The following is a 20,261-nucleotide window of genomic DNA, read 5'->3' as shown; positions in this document are numbered from 1 at the left end:
TCGCACCGCCCCCGGTACCGCACAGCACCGGGGGCGGTGCTGCGTCAGCGCGGCGCGAAGGCCGTGACGACGTCGGGGGCGGCGAGCAGGCGCACTCGCGTCGCGTCCTGCGCGAACGGGTACATGGCGAACACCTCGCTGCCATCGGGCAGTTCGACGTCTCCGCGCAACAGGTACGCCAGCCGAGGCCGTACCGAGGGCTCGGACACATCCGTCTCCGGTGAGCCGATGCGCGCCGCGAAACCGGCCACGTCCTCGCCGTCCCGCCGTGCGTACACACTCCGCGAGCCGTCCGTGTGACGCAGGACGACCGTGGCCGCCCGGGCCGCGGCCTGCCACACCGCGAGCTCACCCAGGCCGACGCGGGCGCCGGAGGCGAACAGCTCCGTGAGCCGGTGGGCGAGGGTCGCCAGCGCGTGCGCGTGCCGCCACACCGCGTGCTGCGTGCCGGTGACCCCCTTGACGACATCGAGCCAGCGCATGGTGCGTGCCTGCACGTCGACCAGCAGGGGCACGCAGGCACGGCTGCTGCCGGTGAGGTCGAAGCGCTGCTCCACGGTACGCGCGTCGAACACGGGCCCCTCGTTCCCGGGCGCGTCGCGCACCATGAGCCCGGCGAAGGCGTCCGCCAGGTCACCGAAGGGCACGTTGTTGTACGAGTAGACGACCGCGACGACGTAACGCACCCCGGCCTCGGCGAGCCGCTCCAGGTCGAGATCGACGAACTCGGACGCGCCGAGCGGGGGCGGGGCGTCCTGGAGGTCGCCCGAGTGCACCGCCGCCGTGCCCTCGTACCGCAGCCTGGTGTAGTCGCACTCCCCCATGTGCCGCCAGTCCACGTCGAACATGGCCGCCGACAGGTCGAGGTCGGTGCGTCCCGAGGCGGGACTCTCCATCCAGTGCAGGAACAGGCGCAGCGTCCTGCCGTCCGGGACCGCGAGTTCGCTGCCGCGCGGAAGGGTCACCAGGGCCCGCGACGCGGTCCGTTCGGTGAACGGCGCGACGACGCCGTCCAGCGCGGCGTCCACGACCGCGACCTCCACCGGCGCCGCTTCACCGGCGCGGCGCAGCATCTCGGCCGTCAGCACGTCGGCCACGGACCGCACGAGCGCGGCGGGGAGCGCCGGCCTGCCGTCGTCGGTCACATGGGCCCGCGCCGCCGCGCCCTTGGGGAAGAACACCCGTACCGTGCGCTCGCGCGTACGCGTGCGGATCGCACCGAGCGCGGACAGCACGACGGCCGGTGCGACCCGCCCGACGGCCCGCTCCAGCGCGACGACGACGGCACGCTCCTCGTCTCCCTCACCGTCTCCTTCACGGTTACGGTCACGGTCACCGGCTCCGTCACCGGCGAGGCGCAGCAGGTGGTCGAGGCGGCGGACGAGTTCGCCCGGCCGCTGCCCGAGCAGGGCGAGCGCCCGGCCGAGGTCGCGCCCGGCGAGCGCCGTCTCGACCTGGCCGCCCCAGGTGCGTACGGTCACGACCGGACCGGTGACGTCGACGTCGTCGACACCGTCCGCGGCCTTGCGCAGCGCGAGCGACAGCGCGTCGTCGCCGAGCGCCGTGCCGCGCAGCGCAGCGAACGCGAGAGCCGCGCGAGGGTACCGGTCCGTGTGCTCGAAGGGGTGCAGCAGCTCCGCGGCGTGGATCCAGGCGCGCCGGTACCGCCGCATGTCCTGGGCCGCCCGCGCCGGGTCGAGAGCGTCCAGGGCGGCCAGCAGGGCGCGGCGAAGGGGCCGGGACACGCGGGCGAAGCGCGGGATCTTCACGAGCCCCGCGTCCCCGCCGGAACGGACCGCGAGCACGCGCAGCACGTCGGTGGCGGTGTCGACGAGAGCGGTGGCGAAGGGCAGGGTCGTGGGCAGGGCCGCGGGGTCGGCGAGCAGCCAGGCGACGAGACGGGCCTTGGTCTCGCGGCCCGGCACGGCGGTCGGCAGCCGGTCGAGGCCGTCGCGGGTCCGGGCGGTCAGCAGGGCGTCCAGGTCGTCGGTGTCCTGCGGACTCAGGGCTCCGGTCCGGGCGAGCAGGGTGTCCAGCTCCTGGGCGGCGTCGCGCTGGCGGTCACTCAGATCACCGCCGTACGCGAGCAGTCGCAGCCGCTGGGGCGGCGCGGGGCGGCGGGCGAAGAGCCGACGCGGGCGCTTGGGGCGCAGGAACGGGTCGGCGGGATCGATGCGCCGCTCGCACACGGGACACGCCGAGAGGTCGGCGCCGTCGAAGCAGGTGCCGCACACGAGGTGGGCGCAGGGCGCGACGGGCACGACGGAGTCCACGGTGCCGCACAGCACGCACGGCGAGAAGGAAGCACACTCGGGAGCCGCCCCGCGCGGAACGAAACTAGCAGGGGGCCGGGCAGCCGATCACCCGGTTTTCCCTTGGTGCCTCCCCTGTCCTGAGACGGCCCCCGGCCGGTCACCCGCCGGTCTCGCGCGGTACGGCGACGCGGCACAATGACGCGCATGATCAGCAAGCGGGCCACTCATCGCATGGCGGACGGCGTCCGCGTCCCCGGCACCTGGCGTCACGCCTTCATCCGCAACGGCGACTACTTCCTCACCGACCTGATCATCTACGCGGACGGGCTGATCGACTGCTGGGGGCTGGTCACCCTCGACGAGTTCGAGCGGAAGCTCCGCAGTGGATGGGTCGCCACCGAATTGCCCGAAGGCGCCCGGGCGTCGGGCCACGACCTGGCGGGCTGGACGTTCCACGAGCCGCGGACCTGGCTCACACCGGAGCTGCTGCTCGCCGAAGTACGGGACACCATCGAGCAGCTCAACGGCCGCCCCGACTCCACGGACCGGTGCCTGGCGGCTGCCGAGGCGTTCCTCGCGGACCGCACCGAGGACAAGCGCGCCGCTGCCCGCGCCGCGTACTTCGCCATCCCGGAGACCCAGCGGCACTACGCGCTCGGCGACATGGACCGCAAGGACGAGCCGCTCAGGGTCCTCGTGGCCGGACCGGGCGGCCACACGGAGGAGTGGCCGGACGACCCGGTCACACAGGAGGAGTACGACGAGGCGGTCGCCTACTTCGAGGACCGGGCCCGCTGGATCGCCGAACGCGCCCCCCGAGTCCCGGCGGACGGCCCCACGACCTCACACGCCCCGGCGGTCCACGTCCCCCACACGTACCCGCTCAAGCCATCGGACGCGCGGAACAAGAAGTCGCTGCGGACCGACTTCCCGGCGCCGGTCGACATCGACGGCGTCACGTACCCGTCGATCGCGCATGCGTACTGGGCGCTGTCCACGGCGGATAGCGACGCCCGTGCTGCGATCACTTCCGCCGACACCGCCGCCGCGGCCGCCAAGCTCGCCGCCGACGCCCGGCGGCGCGACGGCTGGGAGCAGGCCCGCACCGCCGTGATGACCCGCCTGCTCCGCGCCAAGTACGCCCAACACCCGGTGCTTGCCGAGTTCCTCCTGTCGACGGAGGACGCAACCCTGATCTACTCCGACGCCGACTCCGCCTTCTGGGGCGACAACGCGGGCCGCGGCCGCAACTGGCTGGGCCGCCTGCTGGAACTGGTCCGCTCGGAACTGTGCGCGGAGCGGGCGGGTTTGGGGTGACGGGGCCGGCGTAGTCCCCGGGGCCGCTCACCTCGCCTGAACGCGTCTGTTTTGATGCTGTCGGCACCACTCGCCCATCCACAGTCCTCGGCCCACGGATGCACTTACGGACAACGTTTGCTGGTGTGACGCCCGTCAAGTGCTGAGACACGCGGAATGCCATCAAGTCCATAGCTAGCATGGCTCGTTGTTGCCGATCGGCACGGGGGAAGCGATGATTTTCGACGACGAGTGGTCACGGCTCAAGTCCGCCGCGCACGAGCGGCGGTCTGCGCAGATGCGACTCTATACAGCAGGCCCCATACCGGTGGAGCAGAGTCACAGGGAAACTCGGACCTCGTGGTGCACCAGTTGCCGAAGCCTGAGGAGCCAGGGCGGGAAGGCGGGCGTACGGACCCGGGGCGCGAGCAGCAGTAAGGCCGGTGAACCGCCCCCGATGAGCATCTCCACCAACGGGTCCGCCGACAGGATGTCTGTGCGCAACCGCCTGCTGATCGCAGGTGGTGTCCTTTTCACGATGGTGGGAGCCGTCGTGGGCGGGATCACCATCTTTGCCAAACACACGACGTCAAAACAGTCGGACAAGGAGAAGGCCTGCTGCTGGCGGGGCGGTGTCACGCCTGAGTGGATGAGCGAAGAGATCGGCATCCGGATCCCACAGAAGGCTTCGGACCGCAGAGCCGGGTACAAGACCGGAAGCCGCTACGACACGGGGCTGTTGGCCTTCACCCTGCCCACCCAGGATGCGGACGAGTACACATCGCGGCTGATCCGTGAGGGCACCAGGATGATCCGGAACTTCCACCCGAAGAAGAATGGCTACCAGCCGGCGGACGGCTTCACCCACCTCAAGCTGCCGGAGCCGGAAACGCTCGTTGCAGGACTACGGAAGATCAGCGTCTGCCCCGACGACCTGGAAACACCGGAAGGCAAGCATCTCCGGCGCTGCATCGACCTCTTCGCGCACGAATTCAAGCGGGGCGACACTCGGATCTACATCAAGTCCACGGTCGGGCCGGGCGCGAGCCAGGCCGCTTCGACGGCCCGAGGCTGAGCACGCGTATTCGTCACCCCGGCCTCATCGGGTCCACGCATGCGAGAGCAACTGTCCGGATGTCGGCGCCCCTGACGGGTCGCGGCCGAAATGCCTTTCCGGCCAAAGCCTTTGAGGCAAAGGATCCATTCGGACATGACCTGCTGCCTCAGATACACGGACACCCTCATCGGATCGGCCACAGGACCGCCGGTCGGACATCGCCCTTCGTGCTGCCGGGATCACCCACCCGAACAGCGATCCCGATCACCCGGCCCTTCTTGCCCTCGGCATACACGGGGACGTCGCCGGGTCCTGGCGCCAGGCCGGCTCCGGGGGGCCGACAGCTCCCGGCCTGCCCGGGGTTCCGTTCCTGCCGCCGCCCGTCCGCATACCCATACCCGTGCCGATCGGACTGGCCTCCTTCACAGGTGGGCTCCCGGCGCTGCTGCCCGCCGTCAATCCCGTCGACCCCGGCATACCCTTCGCCGACCCGATTCCGCCCGCGCCCGGTACCAGCCGTCTGCTCACCGCCTCGGAACAGCAGCAGTTCCGTGCCCGGGCGAGTTCTCTCACACCGGGCGGACTGGCCGGCTGTGGCGGTCCGCACAGCCCGGACAACGCGTACCAACTGCGCATCGCGGGCTACCCCGAGGTCCCGCTGGCGGGCCGTAAACGCGGCCTGATGGTCGACGGCGTGCGTCCGGCTGACGGTCACCTTGTCGAGGCGAAGCACGTCCGGGACCCGGACTGGTACGTGCCGTGACACAGAGGAACAGAGTGCCGACCGAACGAAGCATCCGCACCCACTTCGCCTTCTACCCGCCCCAGGACACCGGAGGAGCCTGGCAGTCCACGCTGCAGCCCCTGGAGCGTGCTCTGCGGCAGGCGTTCCCCGAGCCCACCATTGAGTACCGGACCTCGGGCATCCACCACACACAGTGCTCGACTTCGAGGTAGAACTCGCACCGAGCGTATGGGGCGACGGCGCCTCTGCTCACAGGCAGCCGACAACATCTACCGCACCCGCGGGCCCCTCCGTCCTGCCACTCAAGACCTATGTCCGGACCTGTCCCTCAAGTTCGAGCGCTACGCACCACGCCTCTCAGCGCACCGCGCCGACGCGCCCAGGGCCGCCTTCCAGCCTGCCCTGGCGGTACAGCTCGGCGATGTCGGCCGCCATGCAGTCGCGGATGTCCTTGCCGATCCGCCGCCAGCCGAAGAAGTCGCACGCCTGCTTGATGAGCTCGTCCTCCGACATGCCCGGGCACTCCGCCGCCAGTTCGCACAGCGCCAGGTACCGCTCGGCCGGCGCGATGTACGTCACCTTCCGCGGCGTCTCCCCCGCCTCCGGCCTGCGCGCCTTCAGCTCCGTCCGCCCGGCCACGTCGAAGAACGAACCGTCCGCCGAGGCGATCCCCGACCGTACGAGCGCCCGCGCCACCTCACGCACGTTGTCCCGGATGCGGTTGCCCGCCCGGCCGACGTCCCAGGCCTCGCGTGCCCGCTGCACCAGCAGGTCCTCGTGAATCGGGCCCTCCGTCTCGATGATCTGGGCGAGCACCTTGCGCAGCGTCGGCCGGGCCTCCGGGGTGTGGAGCTCATGGCGTGGTGCAACGCCGACCTGGCTGGTCCGGTACTCGGCGCTCCAGTCGCGCTCGACGTCGGTGTCGACCGGCACCCGCTCGTACTCGATCTCCGTCTGCGGGGGCTGCGTCCGCTGTACGGGGACCGTGAGCACACGCCCGCCTTCCGACGCCATGCCCGCCGCGCTCACCGCGGAGGACGTCACACCGCCAGAGGACGGCTCGTCCACGGGCACCGACGGCCCCGGCACAGGCGCCGACGCGGCCAGCGGTCCTTGCGCGATCGCCTGCTCGACCGCCTCCCGCAGCCTCAACTCCGCTGCTGACCGGCCCCGGTACCAGTCGGTGCCCCAGATCCGGTACAGCCGCCAGCCCAGGTTGTTGAGTACCTGTTCGCGGAGGCGGTCGCGGTCCCGGGCGGTCCTGGACGAGTGGTACATCGCCCCGTCGCATTCGATGCCCAGCGCGTAGGCGCCCGGCAGCTCTGGGTGGCGCAGGCCGAGGTCGATGCGGTAGCCGGCGACGCCGACCTGCGGCTGAACCGTGTAGCCCCAGCCGCGCAGGACTTCGAGGACGGACTCCTCGAAGGGGCTGTCCGGCTCGGCGTCGGACTGGACGACGTCGCGGGCCAGGACGGCCGGCCCGTTCTCCGCGTACTCCAGGTACCGCTTGAGGTGCTGGACGCTCACATTGGCACTGTCGGCGAGAGTCGAGCCGCGGAAGGAGGCGACGACCTCCATGCGGTAGCGAGCGCGGGTGACCGCCACGTTCAGCCGGCGCCAACCGCCGCCCTTGTTGATGGGGCCGAAGTTCAGGCCGAGTTTGCCGTGCTCGTCGGGGCCGTATCCGACGGACATGATCATCACATCGCGCTCGTCGCCCTGCACGGATTCGAGGTTCTTGACGAAGAAGCCGTCGAGTCGGTCCTCGGTGAAGCAGCGGTCGAGGTCGGGGCGCGCCAGCCGCGCCTGCTGCACGGCCTGGTCGATGGCGGAGGCCTGGGCCTGGGAGAGGGCTACGACGCCGAGCGTGCGGCCGGGGCGGGTGTCGAAGTGGTGGAGGACGCGCTGGGCGACGTAGTCGGCCTCGGCCCTGTTGTCGCGGCGGCCACCCCGGTCGTAGACGCCGTCGGCCTTGAGGAAGGCGACCCCGACGTCGTTGCCCTCGTCCAGGGCACCGGGGAACGTGACCATCGAGTTCTGGTAGAACTCGCGATTGCTGAAGGTGATCAGATTCTCGTGGCGGCTGCGGTAGTGCCAGCGCAGCGGCAACTCACGCATCGCGCCCGCCTTGCAGGCGTGGAGCAGCGACTCGAAGGAGTCGGGGACGTCATCGGCGTACTCGTCGGAGTCGTCCTCATCCGAGGAGTTGAAGAACGAGGTCGGCGGCAGCTGTTTCTCGTCACCGGCAACGACGAGGGTGCTTCCGCGGTAGATGCAGTTGATCGCGTCGCTGGGGCGGACCTGCGACGCTTCGTCGAAGATGACCACGTCGAAGTGGTAGTCGGGGGGCAGCAACTGGCTGACGGTGAGCGGACTCATCATGAAGCACGGCTTGATAGCCTGGACGACTTCGCGGGTCCGGTCGAGCAGGTCACGCACGGACATGTGCCGGGTCTTCTTCTCCGCCTCGCGGGTGATCACCGCCCCGCCACCGCTGCCGAAGCGGCGCGGCCGCCGCTTGTTGCACGCCTCGATCACCGCACCTCCGGCTGCGGCGATCAGCCGGCGGTCGGCTTCCTGGAAGTCGGTGACGCGTGCGTCGAGGTCGTCGGAGCGGGTGGCGCGCAACCGGCTGTCGGTGGCGAGGACACCGTCCGCCCAGGAGCGGAGCAACGCCTGCTCGACCACGTGGGGGAGGCGTTGCGGATCGATGGCCCGCTCGGCGGCCGTGGTGACGAGATCGTCGGCGCCGTGGCGGGCGAGGACGGCCAGGCCGTCACGGTACGCCTGCCACTCCTCCGGTCCGCGGGGGTCGCCGAGGAGTGTGTCGATCGTCCGCTGGGCCTGGTCGAGTGAGCCGATCAGAGACGGGGAGAGCTGGGTGCCGCGGGCGGCGTCGAAAAGTCCGACAAGGGCGGTCACCGAGGTCGACCAGCGGTCGGCGCGCCGCGTGGCGATGTCGCTCCAGTCACCGAGCGCACGCCGGATGCTGTCGGCGAGGAGCCCGGGCAGGGGGTCCTGGTCCGCGTCGTCCGCGAGCAGATCGGCCGCCGGGCCGGGACGCTCCACGTCGCGGGTCAGCTCGGCGATACGGTCGGCGGTGGCGAGGGCCTTGTCGAGGCTGTCGACGTCGGCCGGGATGCGCGGGGTGTAGCGGTCGAGAAGCACGGCGTGCGCGTCGGCCAGACGTACTACCTCCGCTGCGGCACGATGCCAGGCCAGCGCGTGGTCGAGCCTGGCCACAAGCGCCCTGTCCCATGTCCCGGTGCGGGTGAGCGCGGCCACGGCTGTCCGGTCTGCCTTGAACTGGGCGGAGAAGCGGGCCATGAAGCCCCGGTGCTGTTCGGCGAATCGCTTTACCAGTGCGGGTAGTTCCGTCTCGCGGAGCACCTGCTCGCCGAAGACGTCCTCGGCGGCGGTACGGGCCTCGGTCTCGGCGGCCAGTGCCCGGCGCAGCTCCGCCGCCGCTCGGTGGGCCTGCTTCACGGCATCGCCGTCGAACCATGAGCGCGGCGGACGGTGGCCGGCCGTCATCAGGTCGGCCAGCTCGCAGAGCGCGAACGCGGACTCGGGGCTGTCCTTCTTGGGAAGCCCGAACAGATCGGCCAGCTGGCCGAGTTGCGCGGAGACGTCTTCCGGCAAGATCGCGTCCGCCGGGGCGGCTCCACGGCCGGGCAGGCCGGCCCGCAGGGTGCGTACGGTCCCCTGAAGTTCGCGGACGGAACGCGGCTCGTCCTGCGTGGTGGCGAACGGGCGGCGTCCCGTCGCGGTCCTCAGCGCGTCGAGCGCGTCGGCGGCCTCGGAGACGACCTGGTGGCCCGAGGTGCCGACGAGTCCTCGCCAGGCGAACGCCTCGCCTTCTACGGCGGGCCGCCAGGCGCGGCTGACGGCCTGGGCCGCAGCGGCGACTTCCTGCAGCGCGGCGGCGCTCAGGCTGCGTACGGTCTTGGCGTTCTGGGCCGAGAGAGGCAGCTGAGGGGTGCCCGCCTGTTCCAGCTGAACGAGGCGGCCGAGGACATCGTGAAGCGTGCGCTGCAGCGGCTCGCGGGTCTCGTTCATGGCGGCGGCGTAGGCGGAAAGCTCCTCCCGAAGCTGCCGGGCGCGCTCCAGTTCGTGCTCGGCAGCTCCGGTCACACGCGCCTCCGTCGTCAGCACGCGTGCCAGCTCGGTGGCGACCGCCTTCTTGCTCGTGTCGCCGCTGTGCAGGGCCATGACGAAGTCGCCCAGGCCCACGCCTCGCAGGCGGTTGCGTACGACGTCGAGCGCCGCCGCCTTCTCGCTGACGAAGAGCACAGTGCGCCCGGCGTGCATGAGCGCGGCAATCATGTTCGTGATGGTCTGGCTCTTGCCGGTGCCGGGCGGGCCGCTCATGACAAAGGAGCGGTTGTCGAGGGCAGCGGCGATGCACTGGCGCTGCGAGGCGTCGGCGTCCAGCACGAGGGGCGTCTTCTCCGGTAGTTGGACCTCGTCGACGCGGTCGAGTTCCGGCGGGTCGAAGCCGATGACGTCGTCGGGCAGACCGGCGTCCGGGCCGAGGGCGACGGCCTTGACGAGAGGGTGGTCGAGGATCGTCTCCTCGTTCTGCCGGAGGTCCTGGTACATGGCCTCGCGGTGGGAGGCGAACAGGCCGAGTACGACGCGCTCGTCGACCGACCAGCCCTTCAGGCCGGAGGCGACTTCGCGCGCGGCAGCGATCACCGCCGGCAGGTCGGTGACCTCGGTGCCGTTGACCGGGGTCCAGTCGACGCCGAGACGCTCCATCTTCACTGCAAGGGCGGGGTTGTGTGCGCGGTCCTGGCCTTCGGCGAGGTGGAGCTGGTAGCGGTGGTGGCTGTTGGGGCGGCGCAGTTCCACCGGGACCAGCAGCAAGGGGGCCGAGCTGCTCTCGTGGGCGCCCTCCTCACGCCAGTCGACCATGCCGACGCCGAGCCAGAGGACCCACAGGCCGTAGTCGTTGAACATCTGGCCGGACTTCTGCCGCAGCTGGTAGAGCGAGCTGTTCAACATGGCCTGCGTGGTCTTCTGGGTGACCAGCCCTGGCCATTTCCGGCTGTACTCGGTGGCGCCGGGGAGTTCGTCCACATCTTCGTCGACCGGAGCGAACTCCCACCCTCGGGCGAGCTCAGCGAGGAGTGTCCCGGCACCTGGCGTGGTGATGTCGAGGGTTGCGGTCCTGGTGTGCTTGAAGTTCAACAGTCGGTTGCGCCCGCCCATGTCGAGCAGGGAGTTGCGCCAGCCGTCGAGAACTGCCTTCAGCCGGTCGAGACCGGGGTCGCTGGTGGCTGCGGGCACGGTCTGAGGCTGACGGGGCATGCGGCGGGAACCTCCTGAGCAGAGCGCACAGGGGTAGCTGTCTTCACGCAGGTCCCCCCTGGAGGTACCTACTTATCAGCCCACGTGTTCCGACACACCGGAGACCACCAACACGATTTGGAGTCGTCGTGAAGAGCGCCACAAAGGGGGCAATCGGGACCTGCGCAGGTCTACGGGCCGCATGCTGCAGGTTCACCGGCAGGTCGTGCCGGCACCGTCGAAGTAGCGGGCGAGGAGGCCGGAGTTGCGGACGAAGAGCACGGTCTTGAATCCCGCCGATTCGACGGGGTCGGTGAAGCGGTCCGCCGACCGTTCGGTGACCCGCTGCACGATCCGCGTACACCGGCGGCCTGCCGGGCCGGGTGCTCGTCGTCGCCGTCAGGCGATGTCAGCCGACGTCAACCGACGTCAACCGATCCGCGTCCCCGTCCCCGTCACCCGCACCCGCTTGTCCCCTTCCCGCAGCTCCACCATCAGTACACCCGGGCGGCCCATGTCCTCGCCCTGGTGGAGGGTGAGGACCGACGCTTCGGGGACCAGGCCCAGTTCGCGGGCGTACGCGCCGAACGCGCCCGCTGCCGCGCCCGTCGCCGGGTCCTCGACCACGCCGCCCACCGGGAACGGGTCGCGTACGTGGAAGACCGTGTCCGACTCCCGCCACACCAGCTGGACCGTCGTCAGGCCGAGGCGGTGCATCAGGGCCTCCAGGCGGGCGAAGTCGTAGGCCAGGTCCGCCAGTCGTTCACGGGTCGCCGCTGCGAGCACCAGGTGGCGGGCGCCCGCGAAGGCGATGCGGGGTGGGAAGGCCGGGTCCAGGTCGGCGGCCGGCCAGTCGAGTGCGGCCAGGGCCTCCGTGAGGTCGGCCGCCGTGACCGGCTCCGTGTGCGGCTCCACCGTGGTCAGCGTCGCCCGCACCACCCCGTCCTCCTCGCTCACCGTCACCGGCACCGTGCCCGCCCGCGTGGCGAAGACCAGGTCGCCGGTGCCGATGCGCTCGCCGAGAGCGACGGCCGTGGCCACGGTGGCGTGGCCGCAGAACGGGACCTCCGCCCTGGGACTGAAGTACCGGAGGGTGAACGCACGCCCCGGCTCCCCGCCGAGGCCCTCCGGGGGCGCCGTGAGAAACGCGGACTCGCTGTACCCGAGCTCTGCGGCGATGGTGAGCATCCCGGCGTCGTCGAGCCCCTCGGCGTCGAGGACGACACCGGCGGGGTTACCGCCCTCCGGGTCCTGGGAGAAGGCGGTGAAGCGCAGAACTTCGCTCTTGGTCGTCATGATCGCCGGAACGACGTACGGGAGCGCTTTGTTCCCCGCCCTGGTGGCGGTGGCGGACCGACGGCGCGGGCACATCGAACGCGGCTTTCCGGCTGGCGCCGCCCGGCCGCGCACTGGCATGATCACGCGGACCTGCGAATCCGCGGGGCGGTAAGGGCCTGGAGGATCCGTGGGCGTCGTCGGGACGAACAACGGCCCGGTGCGCGGGCGCCGGGTGGCCGACGGTGAGGTGGTGGCGGTACTCGGAGTGCCGTACGCCGCACCGCCTTTCGGCGCCGCACGTTTTCGCGAGCCGCTGCCGGCCGAGCCCTGGCACGAGGTGCGGGAGTGCACCCGCTTCGGACCCGTCGCCCCGCAATCCGCCCAGCTGCCGGGGGCGCCCGTGTGGTCCCCGGGCGACGAGGACGTGCTGACGCTCAACGTCTGGGCGCCGGTGGACGCGTCCGCGCTGCCGGTGCTGGTGTGGATCCACGGCGGCGCGTACACCTTCGGATCCTCCGCGCAGCCCGACTTCGACGGCACCGTCCTCGCCCGGGACGGCCAACTGGTCGTGGTGACGGTCAACTACCGGCTCGGGTTCGAGGGTTTCGGGCACGTGCCTTCGGCCCCCGGGACCCGCCGGTTCCCGGACAACCGCGGCCTGCTCGACCAGGTCGCCGCCCTGCGCTGGGTGCGGGACAACATCCGTGCCTTCGGCGGTGATACGGAGAACGTCACGCTGGCGGGGCAGTCCGCCGGCGCGACGTCCGCCGCCTGCCTGATGGTGATGGACCGGGCGAAGGGCCTGTTCCGCCGTGCGATCGCACACAGCGCGGTGGGCCCGTGCTTCTCGGCCGGGCTCGCGCGGGAGATCACCGCGCGGGTGGCGGCCGCGGCGGGGGTGCCCGCGACGGCCGACGCACTGGCAGCGGCGTCGCCGGGGGCCCTGGTCGCCGCGTCCGACGACGTCGTCGACGCCTACCGCCACGACCCGGCGTCCGGGCATCTCCACTACGACCCGGTGATCTACGGACCGGTCGTCGACGGCGACGTTCTGCCCGTGGAGCCGCTCGCGGGACTGGCCTCGGGCACCGCGGCGGACGTGGACCTGCTGGTGTGCCGCACCACGCAGGAGTACTGGCTGATGGACGCCGTCGGCAGTAGCGCGAAGATCACGACATGGGAAGGGCTGGAGCGGTTCGCGGCCGATTTCGGGCTGCCGGAGGGCCTGGTCGGCGGCTACCGCGAGCTCATGCCGGACGCCCCCGTCCCGGATGTCTACCTCTCCGTCTTCGGCGACCTGCTCTTCGCCGAGTACAGCAGCCGGCTCGCCGAGTCGCACGCACGGGTCGGCGGACCGGCGTACCTGTCGCGCTACGACCGGCGGCGCTCCGGGCCGGACAGCGGCGAGGTGCGTGCCTGGCACTGCGCCGATGTGGCCTTCGCGTTCGGCAACCACGCGCTGCCCGCCGTCGAGTTCCTCGTCGGCGGCCCACCCTCCCCCACGGATCACCACATGTCACGGGACATGGTCGCGGCCTGGGCGGCCTTCGCCGCCACCGGCGATCCCGGATGGCAACCCCTCGACACGACCGGCGTCGGGCCGGACCGTGACTGGGCACCGGACGACGCCCACGAGCGGCGGCCGCTGCCCGGCACGCGGGCACTGTGGCGGGACGCCGAATACCGACCGCTGGGCAGTTGACCGGCGGGCGCGGGCCTCGCCGTTCGAACACTGCGATTCCCCCGACCGCGCGTCTTCTTCTCCGGACGCCAGGCCTTCAGGTCGTCTGCCGAGGCCGTGCTTGCCACGCTGCTCGTCCCGTCCCGTCCCGAGCCGTGCAGGCGCATACGCACGGGCTGCACTGAACCCGATCGAGCAGGTGCGCGGCCCTGGCAGCATGAGGCGGCGGCACCCGGCTACGTCACCACCACCGTCCGCTGCGCCGAGAAGTCGCCCCACCTGCCGTCCGGGAGCTTCGCGCGGAGCTTGACGCTGTAGCGGGTGCCCGGTGCGTCGGTGACCGTCATGGTGTACGTCGCCGTTCCCGCCGGGGGCTCCGCGCCCCAGACGATCGTCGTCGCGAGGCTGCCGTTCAGGTACAGCTGGTGCTCGCGCACCGGGCCGCCCGTACGCGGGGGCGTCCACGACAGGTCGATCGCTCCCTTGCGGGCCACGGCCCGTAGGGACGTCGGGGCCGTGTTCGGGGCCTTGTCGCCCAGGGCCGGCGGGGTGGTGAGGTCGACGGGGCTGCTGTCGGGGGACGAGTTCTCGGCGGCGTCGCGGGCGCGGACCGTGAAGGTGTAGACCGTGCCCGGGCGCAGGCCCGTCACGCGGGTCGTCGTCCGGGTGCCGGGCACGCTGTGGACGCGGGAGTCCTCCTGGTAGATGTCGTACGAGGTGACACCCGCGTCGTCGGCCGACCGCGACCACATCAGCGTCACCGCCCGGGGACCGTCCGTGGTGCCGCGTACTGCCGTCGGGCGCGTCGGCGGCGTGCGGTCGTCAGGGGCCTGTGCCGGTGTGGTCACCGATATCGGCGCGCTCGGCCGGGAGAGGTTCCCCGCCGCGTCGCGGGCGCGGACGGTGAAGCGGTACGCGGTGTTCGGGCGCAGGCGGTCGACGTCGACCATGCGCTTGGTGCCCGGCAGCGTCGTGACCCGGCTGTCGTTCTCGTACACCTCGTACCCGGTCACCGCCTTGTTGTCGGAGGAGGTGTCCCACATGACGTGGACGGAGGTGGCGCTGCCCGCCTGGGCGGTGACGCCGGCGGGCGTGGAGGGGGGTTCGGTGTCCTTCGCCTCGCCCGTGCAGGCGGCGAGCGGAAGAGCGGCGAGGCAGGCCAACGCGGCCAGGGTGGGGGGACGTTGCACGGTCGGGCCTCCGCGGACGACGGCAATGGTCCAGACCTATATGGCATACTTGCCGCCCCACTTCAAGGCTCCCGACCGACGCACCTTGCCTGAGCGTCATGGCTTTCTTATGACTTCTTGAAGATGGGCCTCCGGACCGCCCTGCGGGCGCTGCTTACGCCTACGCTCTCGGTCAACCCCCCACGAATCCCGGTGGGCGCGGTTGCGCCTGCCGGGATCTTTCGTCGGACCGACCATCCGCCGAACGACCAATCGAGGTGCCTTCCGTATGGGTTCCCACAGAGCCGACCGAAAGCCGTCCCGCTCCCACGCCCGGCCCAAGGGCGCACCACGGGCGCGGGGCATCGTTCTGGCCCTCGGCGCGATCACGGTCGCGGCAGGCGCGGGCGTCACCGCCTTCTCGGGCGGGGACCAGGGCAGGACCGCGGACCGGGTGACGGCCGGCGGCGCCGACACCGCGAGCGGCTCGGCCGCCGATGCCACGGGCACCTCCTCCCCTCTCCCCTCGCCCTCGGTGAGCGCGAGCACGTCCGCACCCACCCGCACCGAGCCGGCGACGCCCAGGAAGAGTGCGCGCCCCTCGGCGACGCCGTCCGAGCAGTCGGCGGAGGCCAAGCGCGCGACCGGCACGGGCAACCGCGCAGGAACAGGCACGGGTACGGGCACGGGCACGGACACTCCGGGCAGCGGCACCTCCCGTACGACCCAGGCTGCCGGCGACGGCGCGTCGAACGGCGCCGAGGCACAGGTCCTCGCGCTCGTCAACGAGGAGCGGGCCGCGGCCGGTTGCGGACCGGTCACCGCCAACGAGCGGCTGACGCGGGCCGCCGACGACTACAGCGACGTGATGGCCGATTCCGGCGTGATGTCCCATACCGGCCCCGACGGCTCCACCATGACCACACGTGTCGAGGCCGCCGGGTACACCTGGTCCACGCTCGGCGAGAACATAGCGCGCGGGCAGGCCGACGCAGCCTCGGTCATGAATGCGTGGATGCAGAGCCCCGGCCACCGCGCCAACATCCTCAACTGCTCCTTCGAGGAGCTGGGCGTCGGCGTCCACGTCGGCGACGACGGCCCGTGGTGGACGCAGAACTTCGGCGCGAGCCGGTAGACCCGCTCCTCAGACATCCGCCAGCGCGAACGACACCCGCACCCGCGCCCCGCCCATCGGGCCCCGGGTGATCCGCAGTTCCCCGTCGGCCGCGTGCGCCGCGCGGGCCACGATGTCCAGGCCCAGGCCCGTGGAGCCGCCGACGCTCACGCCCCGCGTGAGCGCGGCCTCGGGGTCCTCGACGCCGGGGCCCGCGTCGTCCACCGTCAGCACCACGTGCCGGTCGGTGCGCTCCACCCGTACGGCGAAGGCGGTGCCCTGCGGAGTGTGCCGGAACACGTTGCCTATCAGGGCGTCGACGACGGCGGCGAGGTCGTCCTCCTGGAAGTGCACGGGTGTGGGCCGGGGGGTGAAGGAACGCTCGCAGAGCCGGTTCTGCTGGGTGGCGAGGACGGACCAGAAGTCGAGCCGCAGTGCGACCACTTCGGTGACCTCGCACGGCCGCCCCTGCACCGACCCGGCGGCCGGTCCGGCAGCGAGCGGGGTACGGGCGGCGGTGATGATGGAGTCCAGTTCGCTCTCCAACTGCCCGACGGCCGCGGTGATCCGCCGCGCACCGGGCGTACCGCTCATCAGGTCCGCTTCCAGGTACAGCGCGGTCAGCGGGGTGCGCAGCCGGTGCGAGAGGTCGGCGACCATCTCCCGTTCGACGGCGAGCAGTTCGACGACACGGTCGGCCATGGTGTTGAACGCGACGCCGGCCTCCTGGAGCTCGGGCGGACCGTCCGGCTCCACCCGCACGTCGAGATCCCCGGAACCCAGGGCGAGCGAGGCGCTCTTGAGCCCGCGCGAGGAGCGGACGACCCGGGCGCCGAGGCGGTCGGCGACGAGGACCGAGCCTGCCACCAGACCGAGCGCGAGCAGGGACATCACGCCCCACGAGGCGCCCACGCCACGCGTGAGGTCCGCGTTCGGCACGTATGCCTCGACGACCGCGACCCGGTCCCCGGACAGGACGACGGGCTGGAGGTAGACCCATCCCTCCGCGGTGTCCATGGCCAGCGTCTCCCGCTTGCGCACGGCGCGGTCGAGCGCCTCGTCCGGTGCGTGCGGGGCGCCGATGAGCTCTCCGTCGGGGAGGCGCACGGCGAGTCGGTCACGGGAGCCGAGCTCGGCCACCGCCTGCTGCACGTCGGCGCGCTTCGTGGTCAGGGCGAGGACGGGGGACAGTGCGCCGGCGCGCTGTTCGGCCGCGGTGGTGACACGGTCCCGTGCCTGTTCGCGGACGAGGAGGGCGAGCGGTATGAGGAAGGAGAGCGCGACCATGGAGGTCACGGCGAGGGCGATGCCCGCGAGCGCGCGTCTCACGGCGAGGTGACCAGTTTGATGCCGATACCGCGCACGGTGTGAAGGTAGCGCGGCCGGGAGGCCCTTTCGCCCAGTTTCCGGCGCAGGGCGGAGAGGTGGACGTCCACCGTCTGATCCTCCAGATACGGCTGCTGCCACACCTCCGTGAGTATGCGCCTGCGGGACATGACCTGGTCCGCGTTGGCCGCGAGGTAGGCGAGCAGGTCGAACTCGCGGCGGGTCAGGCTCAGCTCTCGGCCGGCGAGGTGCGCGGTGCGTGCGAGCGGGTCGATCCTGAGGTCGCCCACCTGCACGACCGGCTGCCGGTCGCGGTCCTGTCCCTCTGGTGCGGAACGCCGCAGCACGGCGGCGATGCGGGCGGCGAGTTGGCCCCCGGAGAAGGGTTTGACCATGTAGTCGTCCGCTCCCGCGTTCAGGAGCCTGATGACTTCCCGGTCGTCGTCGCGCGCGGTGGCGACGAGGACGGGAATGCGCGATATGCCCCGGATCATGCGCAGGACGTCGAGGCCGTCCAGATCGGGCAGTCCGAGGTCGAGTACGACGATGTCGGGCGGGGCCTGGGTGATCTCGCGGAGCGCCTCGAAGCCCTGGTGGGCCGTGCGGACCGCATACCCGTGCCCGGTCAGCACCTCGATCAGGGCGGCACGGATCACGGGGTCGTCCTCGACGACAAGTACGCAGGCCATGGGCAGGCACGTTAGCCGGTCCGTCACTATGGTGTCGTGTCCCGCCTCCTGCGTTACCTGCTGATCTGGCTGTCGTGCACCGCGGCCAGCGTCACGGCTGTCATGATCACGATCCATTTCGTGGTGGGCTCGACCCGCCCGACCGCGCCCGTCGCGCAGTCGGCGCCGAGGGACTTCGCGGCCGCGCCGCACGCCTCGGTGTCCGCGCGCCCCACCCCTTCACCGAAGCCGAAGCCGAAGCCGAGCCGCACAGCGACGCCCAGCCCGTCGCCGACGACCGCGAAGCCCCGCCCGGTGACGCCGGCTCCGGCGCCCCGGACGACCCCGCCCCCGCCGGCGGAGCCGTCCGAACCGTCGGGGGTGGACCCGGGCGAAGGGTGCCAGGAGGGCGGTTCTGGAGTACAGACGATCTCGTCCCAGGGCGGCAAGGCGACGGTGCGCTACGGGAGCGGCGGGGTGTGCCTGATCTCGGCCGTGCCGTACGAGGGTTTCACCACGAGTACGACGCAGAGCGCGCCCGAGACGCTGACGGTGACGTTCGCCGCGAGCCGCCACCGCTCCGAGATCACGGCCACGACGGAGCCCTCGGACCGGGCGAGCGTGCGGGAGACGTCGTACTAGGGCCGGCGCAGGCGGTCTCGCATGAGCGGTACAACGCGGGCGACACGACGCCGGCGGCCTGCCGCCTGAGCGCCCCGTCCTCCTCCGTCACGGTCACCGGCACCGTCCCGGCGCGCATCGCGAACACCTCGGCGTACCCACGGAACGGCACCTCCGTCTTACTGTAGGAGCCAGAAGTCAGCGCCGGGCAGGGCCAGGTCGGCGCTCTCCTCCTCCACCCACACCGTCGGCGATCCTTCACCGCCGGGTCCATTCCGACGAACCGTAACGTCACGACTGCCTCCCCTGTCGAGTTGGTTGCGCACAGTTGCGCCACGACCGTCCCGCGCCCGCTCAGCACGGTCAACCCCGCAGCCGCGGCCACCAAGCGTGTCCGGCCGGCGGAGGCGGTGGTGGCCCGCTGCCGCAAGGATCGGCTGGAGCCGCCGGCCTCAGGACAGATCGCCCGGCTGGTGGGCAAGGCGGTCAACACCTTTGAGGAACGGTTCTGTGCGGCCACGGTGGCTCGGCTGTCGGCGGCGACCCGGTCCCGGCTGGACGACCTGATCGCCGAGGACGCCGGCGCAAGCAAGGAGAGCGCCGGCGGCGGGGGCACCTTCTTCACCGAGCTGAAGGCGGATCCGGGCGTTGTCCGCTGTAGGCGGCCATGATGATCTCCATGCCGCGGTTGTCCTCCTGCTGGTCCCGGTCGATCATCTGATTCATGACATAGGCCACCGTCATGCGTGAGCCGGGATCGCTCGCGACCAGCGAGCCACCCCAGCCGCCCCAGCCGAAGGTGTTGCCGAACTTACCGAAACCCACCGTCCAGCACATCGGTGTCCCCAGCACGCGGTCGTCGCCGCGGAACACCTCCTGCCATGCGGGCTCGCAACCCTGGGGGGACAGCAGCCGTACGCCGCCGGCCGAACCCTGGTTCACCAATACCGACTGAGCCAGGGCGACAGAGCGAGCGTTACCGAAGCCGTTTACCGCAGGGATCTGCGCACGGCGCCAGGCGACGGAGGTGGCGTCCTTGACCCGGATCGCCACACCGGTATTTTCCCGGCGCGTGCCATCCGGTCCGAGCGGTGCGCTGGCGGCGTACTCGTCGGTCAGTGACGGCGGCGGGATGAGCGGTGCCACGCGGTGGTCATGTTCGGTGGAGAGCCCGATGTGGAAGTCCGCGCCCAGCGGTTTGGCCACCTCTTCGGCGAAGAACTCGCCAAGACTGCGGCCGGTGATGCGGCGGACGATCTCACCCACAAGGAAGCCGAAGGTGAGCGCGTGATAGCCGGCGGCCGTTCCCGGCTCCCATTTGGGCGCCTGCGCGGCCAGCCCTGCCGTCACGCTCTCCCAGTCGTAGAGCTCCTCTACCGTCGTCAGCCCGGACAGGTCCGGCAGCCCCGCGGTGTGCGACAGCACGTGCCGCACCAGCACGCTCTCCTTACCGGCCGCGGCAAACTCGGGCCAGTAGGCGGCCACCGGCGCAGACAGATCAAGCTCGCCCCGGTCGGCCAGAATCAGCGCGCACAGGGCAGTCATGTTCTTGGTCGTCGAGTTCACGCCGGTGAGGGTGTCGCGCTCCCAGCTGACGGAGCGGTCCCCATCGGCGTACCCGCCCCAGATATCGACCACCGGCTCGCCGTCAACGTAGACGGCCGCCGAGGCACCCACGTCGTCCTTGCCGAGCAAAGCTGCAAGGGCCGCCTGGACCGCCTCAAACCGCGGCTCGCAAAACCCCTCAACATCAGTCATG

Annotated in this window: 17 protein-coding genes; 8 read left to right on the top strand and 9 right to left on the bottom strand. The window is 71.4% G+C overall.

The window, feature by feature from the left end; all coding sequences use genetic code 11:
• Positions 1–44 precede the first annotated feature (44 nt).
• On the bottom strand, positions 45–2,288 hold the full coding sequence (locus tag ACH5AF_RS28355) for an MXAN_6230/SCO0854 family RING domain-containing protein (protein ID WP_398905438.1): 2,244 nt from the start codon (positions 2,286–2,288) through the stop codon (positions 45–47).
• A gap of 171 nt (positions 2,289–2,459) precedes the next feature.
• Between ACH5AF_RS28355 and ACH5AF_RS28350 the strand changes: the two genes are divergently transcribed.
• The 4 genes from ACH5AF_RS28350 to ACH5AF_RS28335 all read left to right on the top strand — a co-directional run bounded on the left by ACH5AF_RS28350 (position 2,460) and on the right by ACH5AF_RS28335 (position 5,565).
• A complete protein-coding gene (locus ACH5AF_RS28350; RefSeq protein ID WP_398905436.1) occupies positions 2,460–3,572 on the top strand; it encodes an NADAR family protein in 1,113 nt (370 codons plus the stop codon).
• Between the two features lie 436 nt (positions 3,573–4,008).
• Positions 4,009–4,626: a hypothetical protein gene (locus ACH5AF_RS28345; RefSeq protein WP_398905435.1), complete on the top strand. Its 618-nt coding sequence runs from the start codon at positions 4,009–4,011 to the stop codon at positions 4,624–4,626.
• A gap of 382 nt (positions 4,627–5,008) precedes the next feature.
• Complete coding sequence (locus ACH5AF_RS28340; RefSeq protein WP_398905434.1) at positions 5,009–5,371, top strand: restriction endonuclease fold toxin-2 domain-containing protein; 363 nt, start codon at positions 5,009–5,011, stop codon at positions 5,369–5,371.
• A 14-nt stretch (positions 5,372–5,385) separates the two neighbouring features.
• Complete coding sequence (locus ACH5AF_RS28335) at positions 5,386–5,565, top strand: hypothetical protein (protein ID WP_398905432.1); 180 nt, start codon at positions 5,386–5,388, stop codon at positions 5,563–5,565.
• A 145-nt stretch (positions 5,566–5,710) separates the two neighbouring features.
• On the opposite strand, the gene ACH5AF_RS28330 is transcribed toward ACH5AF_RS28335, so the two are convergent.
• From ACH5AF_RS28330 to ACH5AF_RS28320, 3 genes are all read right to left on the bottom strand, one after another.
• Positions 5,711–10,666 (bottom strand): DUF3320 domain-containing protein, encoded by a 4,956-nt coding sequence (locus ACH5AF_RS28330; RefSeq protein ID WP_398905430.1) that lies wholly within the window; start codon positions 10,664–10,666, stop codon positions 5,711–5,713.
• 192 nt (positions 10,667–10,858) lie between these two features.
• On the bottom strand, positions 10,859–10,996 hold the full coding sequence (locus ACH5AF_RS28325) for a hypothetical protein (RefSeq protein WP_398905429.1): 138 nt from the start codon (positions 10,994–10,996) through the stop codon (positions 10,859–10,861).
• Between the two features lie 78 nt (positions 10,997–11,074).
• Positions 11,075–11,941: a PhzF family phenazine biosynthesis protein gene (locus tag ACH5AF_RS28320; protein ID WP_398905427.1), complete on the bottom strand. Its 867-nt coding sequence runs from the start codon at positions 11,939–11,941 to the stop codon at positions 11,075–11,077.
• Positions 11,942–12,110: 169 nt separating this feature from the next.
• Here ACH5AF_RS28320 and ACH5AF_RS28315 point away from each other — a divergent pair, with 169 nt between their 5' ends.
• A complete protein-coding gene (locus ACH5AF_RS28315; protein ID WP_398905425.1) occupies positions 12,111–13,625 on the top strand; it encodes a carboxylesterase/lipase family protein in 1,515 nt (504 codons plus the stop codon).
• A 215-nt stretch (positions 13,626–13,840) separates the two neighbouring features.
• Here the strand turns inward: ACH5AF_RS28315 and ACH5AF_RS28310 are convergent, their stop codons facing one another.
• On the bottom strand, positions 13,841–14,794 hold the full coding sequence (locus tag ACH5AF_RS28310; RefSeq protein WP_398905424.1) for a fibronectin type III domain-containing protein: 954 nt from the start codon (positions 14,792–14,794) through the stop codon (positions 13,841–13,843).
• A 268-nt stretch (positions 14,795–15,062) separates the two neighbouring features.
• On the opposite strand from ACH5AF_RS28310, the gene ACH5AF_RS28305 reads away from it, so the two are divergent.
• Complete coding sequence (locus tag ACH5AF_RS28305) at positions 15,063–15,908, top strand: CAP domain-containing protein (protein WP_398905422.1); 846 nt, start codon at positions 15,063–15,065, stop codon at positions 15,906–15,908.
• Between the two features lie 9 nt (positions 15,909–15,917).
• Here ACH5AF_RS28305 and ACH5AF_RS28300 read toward each other — a convergent pair whose 3' ends face one another.
• From ACH5AF_RS28300 to ACH5AF_RS28290, 3 genes are read right to left on the bottom strand one after another with little or no spacing between them, the layout of a single operon-like run.
• Positions 15,918–17,216, bottom strand: a complete 1,299-nt coding sequence (locus tag ACH5AF_RS28300) for an ATP-binding protein (RefSeq protein ID WP_398905420.1) — start codon at positions 17,214–17,216, stop codon at positions 15,918–15,920.
• Entirely contained in the window at positions 17,213–17,902 is a 690-nt protein-coding gene (locus ACH5AF_RS28295; protein ID WP_398905418.1) for a response regulator transcription factor, read from the bottom strand. Before ACH5AF_RS28295 ends, ACH5AF_RS28300 begins: the two co-directional genes overlap by 4 nt.
• A 53-nt stretch (positions 17,903–17,955) precedes the next feature.
• Positions 17,956–18,330, bottom strand: a complete 375-nt coding sequence (locus ACH5AF_RS28290) for a hypothetical protein (protein WP_398905416.1) — start codon at positions 18,328–18,330, stop codon at positions 17,956–17,958.
• A 7-nt stretch (positions 18,331–18,337) separates the two neighbouring features.
• Between ACH5AF_RS28290 and ACH5AF_RS28285 the strand changes: the two genes are divergently transcribed.
• Together ACH5AF_RS28285 and ACH5AF_RS28280 are read left to right on the top strand one after the other, a co-directional pair.
• On the top strand, positions 18,338–18,523 hold the full coding sequence (locus tag ACH5AF_RS28285) for a hypothetical protein (protein ID WP_398905415.1): 186 nt from the start codon (positions 18,338–18,340) through the stop codon (positions 18,521–18,523).
• A gap of 293 nt (positions 18,524–18,816) precedes the next feature.
• Positions 18,817–19,173: a hypothetical protein gene (locus tag ACH5AF_RS28280; RefSeq protein WP_398905413.1), complete on the top strand. Its 357-nt coding sequence runs from the start codon at positions 18,817–18,819 to the stop codon at positions 19,171–19,173.
• Here the strand turns inward: ACH5AF_RS28280 and ACH5AF_RS28275 are convergent.
• Positions 19,124–20,260: a serine hydrolase domain-containing protein gene (locus tag ACH5AF_RS28275; RefSeq protein ID WP_398905412.1), complete on the bottom strand. Its 1,137-nt coding sequence runs from the start codon at positions 20,258–20,260 to the stop codon at positions 19,124–19,126. The two genes, ACH5AF_RS28280 and ACH5AF_RS28275, sit on opposite strands and share 50 nt — an antisense overlap.
• Between the last annotated feature and the right edge of the window lies 1 nt (position 20,261).

Source organism: Streptomyces sp. NPDC018833, from assembly GCF_044390825.1.
GTDB lineage: Bacteria > Actinomycetota > Actinomycetes > Streptomycetales > Streptomycetaceae > Streptomyces.
The sequence above is the reverse complement of the archived record's forward strand: the minus strand, read 5'-3'. Positions and strand labels throughout refer to the sequence as shown.

Bases quoted from the DNA above. Each gene is read 5' to 3' on its own strand.
- ACH5AF_RS28305 (WP_398905422.1), top strand. From the start codon at position 15,063: ATGGGTTCCCACAGAGCCGACCGAAAGCCGTCCCGCTCCCACGCCCGG.
- ACH5AF_RS28350 (WP_398905436.1), top strand. From the start codon at position 2,460: ATGATCAGCAAGCGGGCCACTCATCGCATGGCGGACGGCGTCCGCGTC.
- ACH5AF_RS28320 (WP_398905427.1), bottom strand. From the start codon at position 11,941: ATGACGACCAAGAGCGAAGTTCTGCGCTTCACCGCCTTCTCCCAGGAC.
- ACH5AF_RS28295 (WP_398905418.1), bottom strand. From the start codon at position 17,902: ATGGCCTGCGTACTTGTCGTCGAGGACGACCCCGTGATCCGTGCCGCC.
- ACH5AF_RS28330 (WP_398905430.1), bottom strand. From the start codon at position 10,666: ATGCCCCGTCAGCCTCAGACCGTGCCCGCAGCCACCAGCGACCCCGGT.
- ACH5AF_RS28275 (WP_398905412.1), bottom strand. From the start codon at position 20,260: ATGACTGATGTTGAGGGGTTTTGCGAGCCGCGGTTTGAGGCGGTCCAG.
- ACH5AF_RS28345 (WP_398905435.1), top strand. From the start codon at position 4,009: ATGAGCATCTCCACCAACGGGTCCGCCGACAGGATGTCTGTGCGCAAC.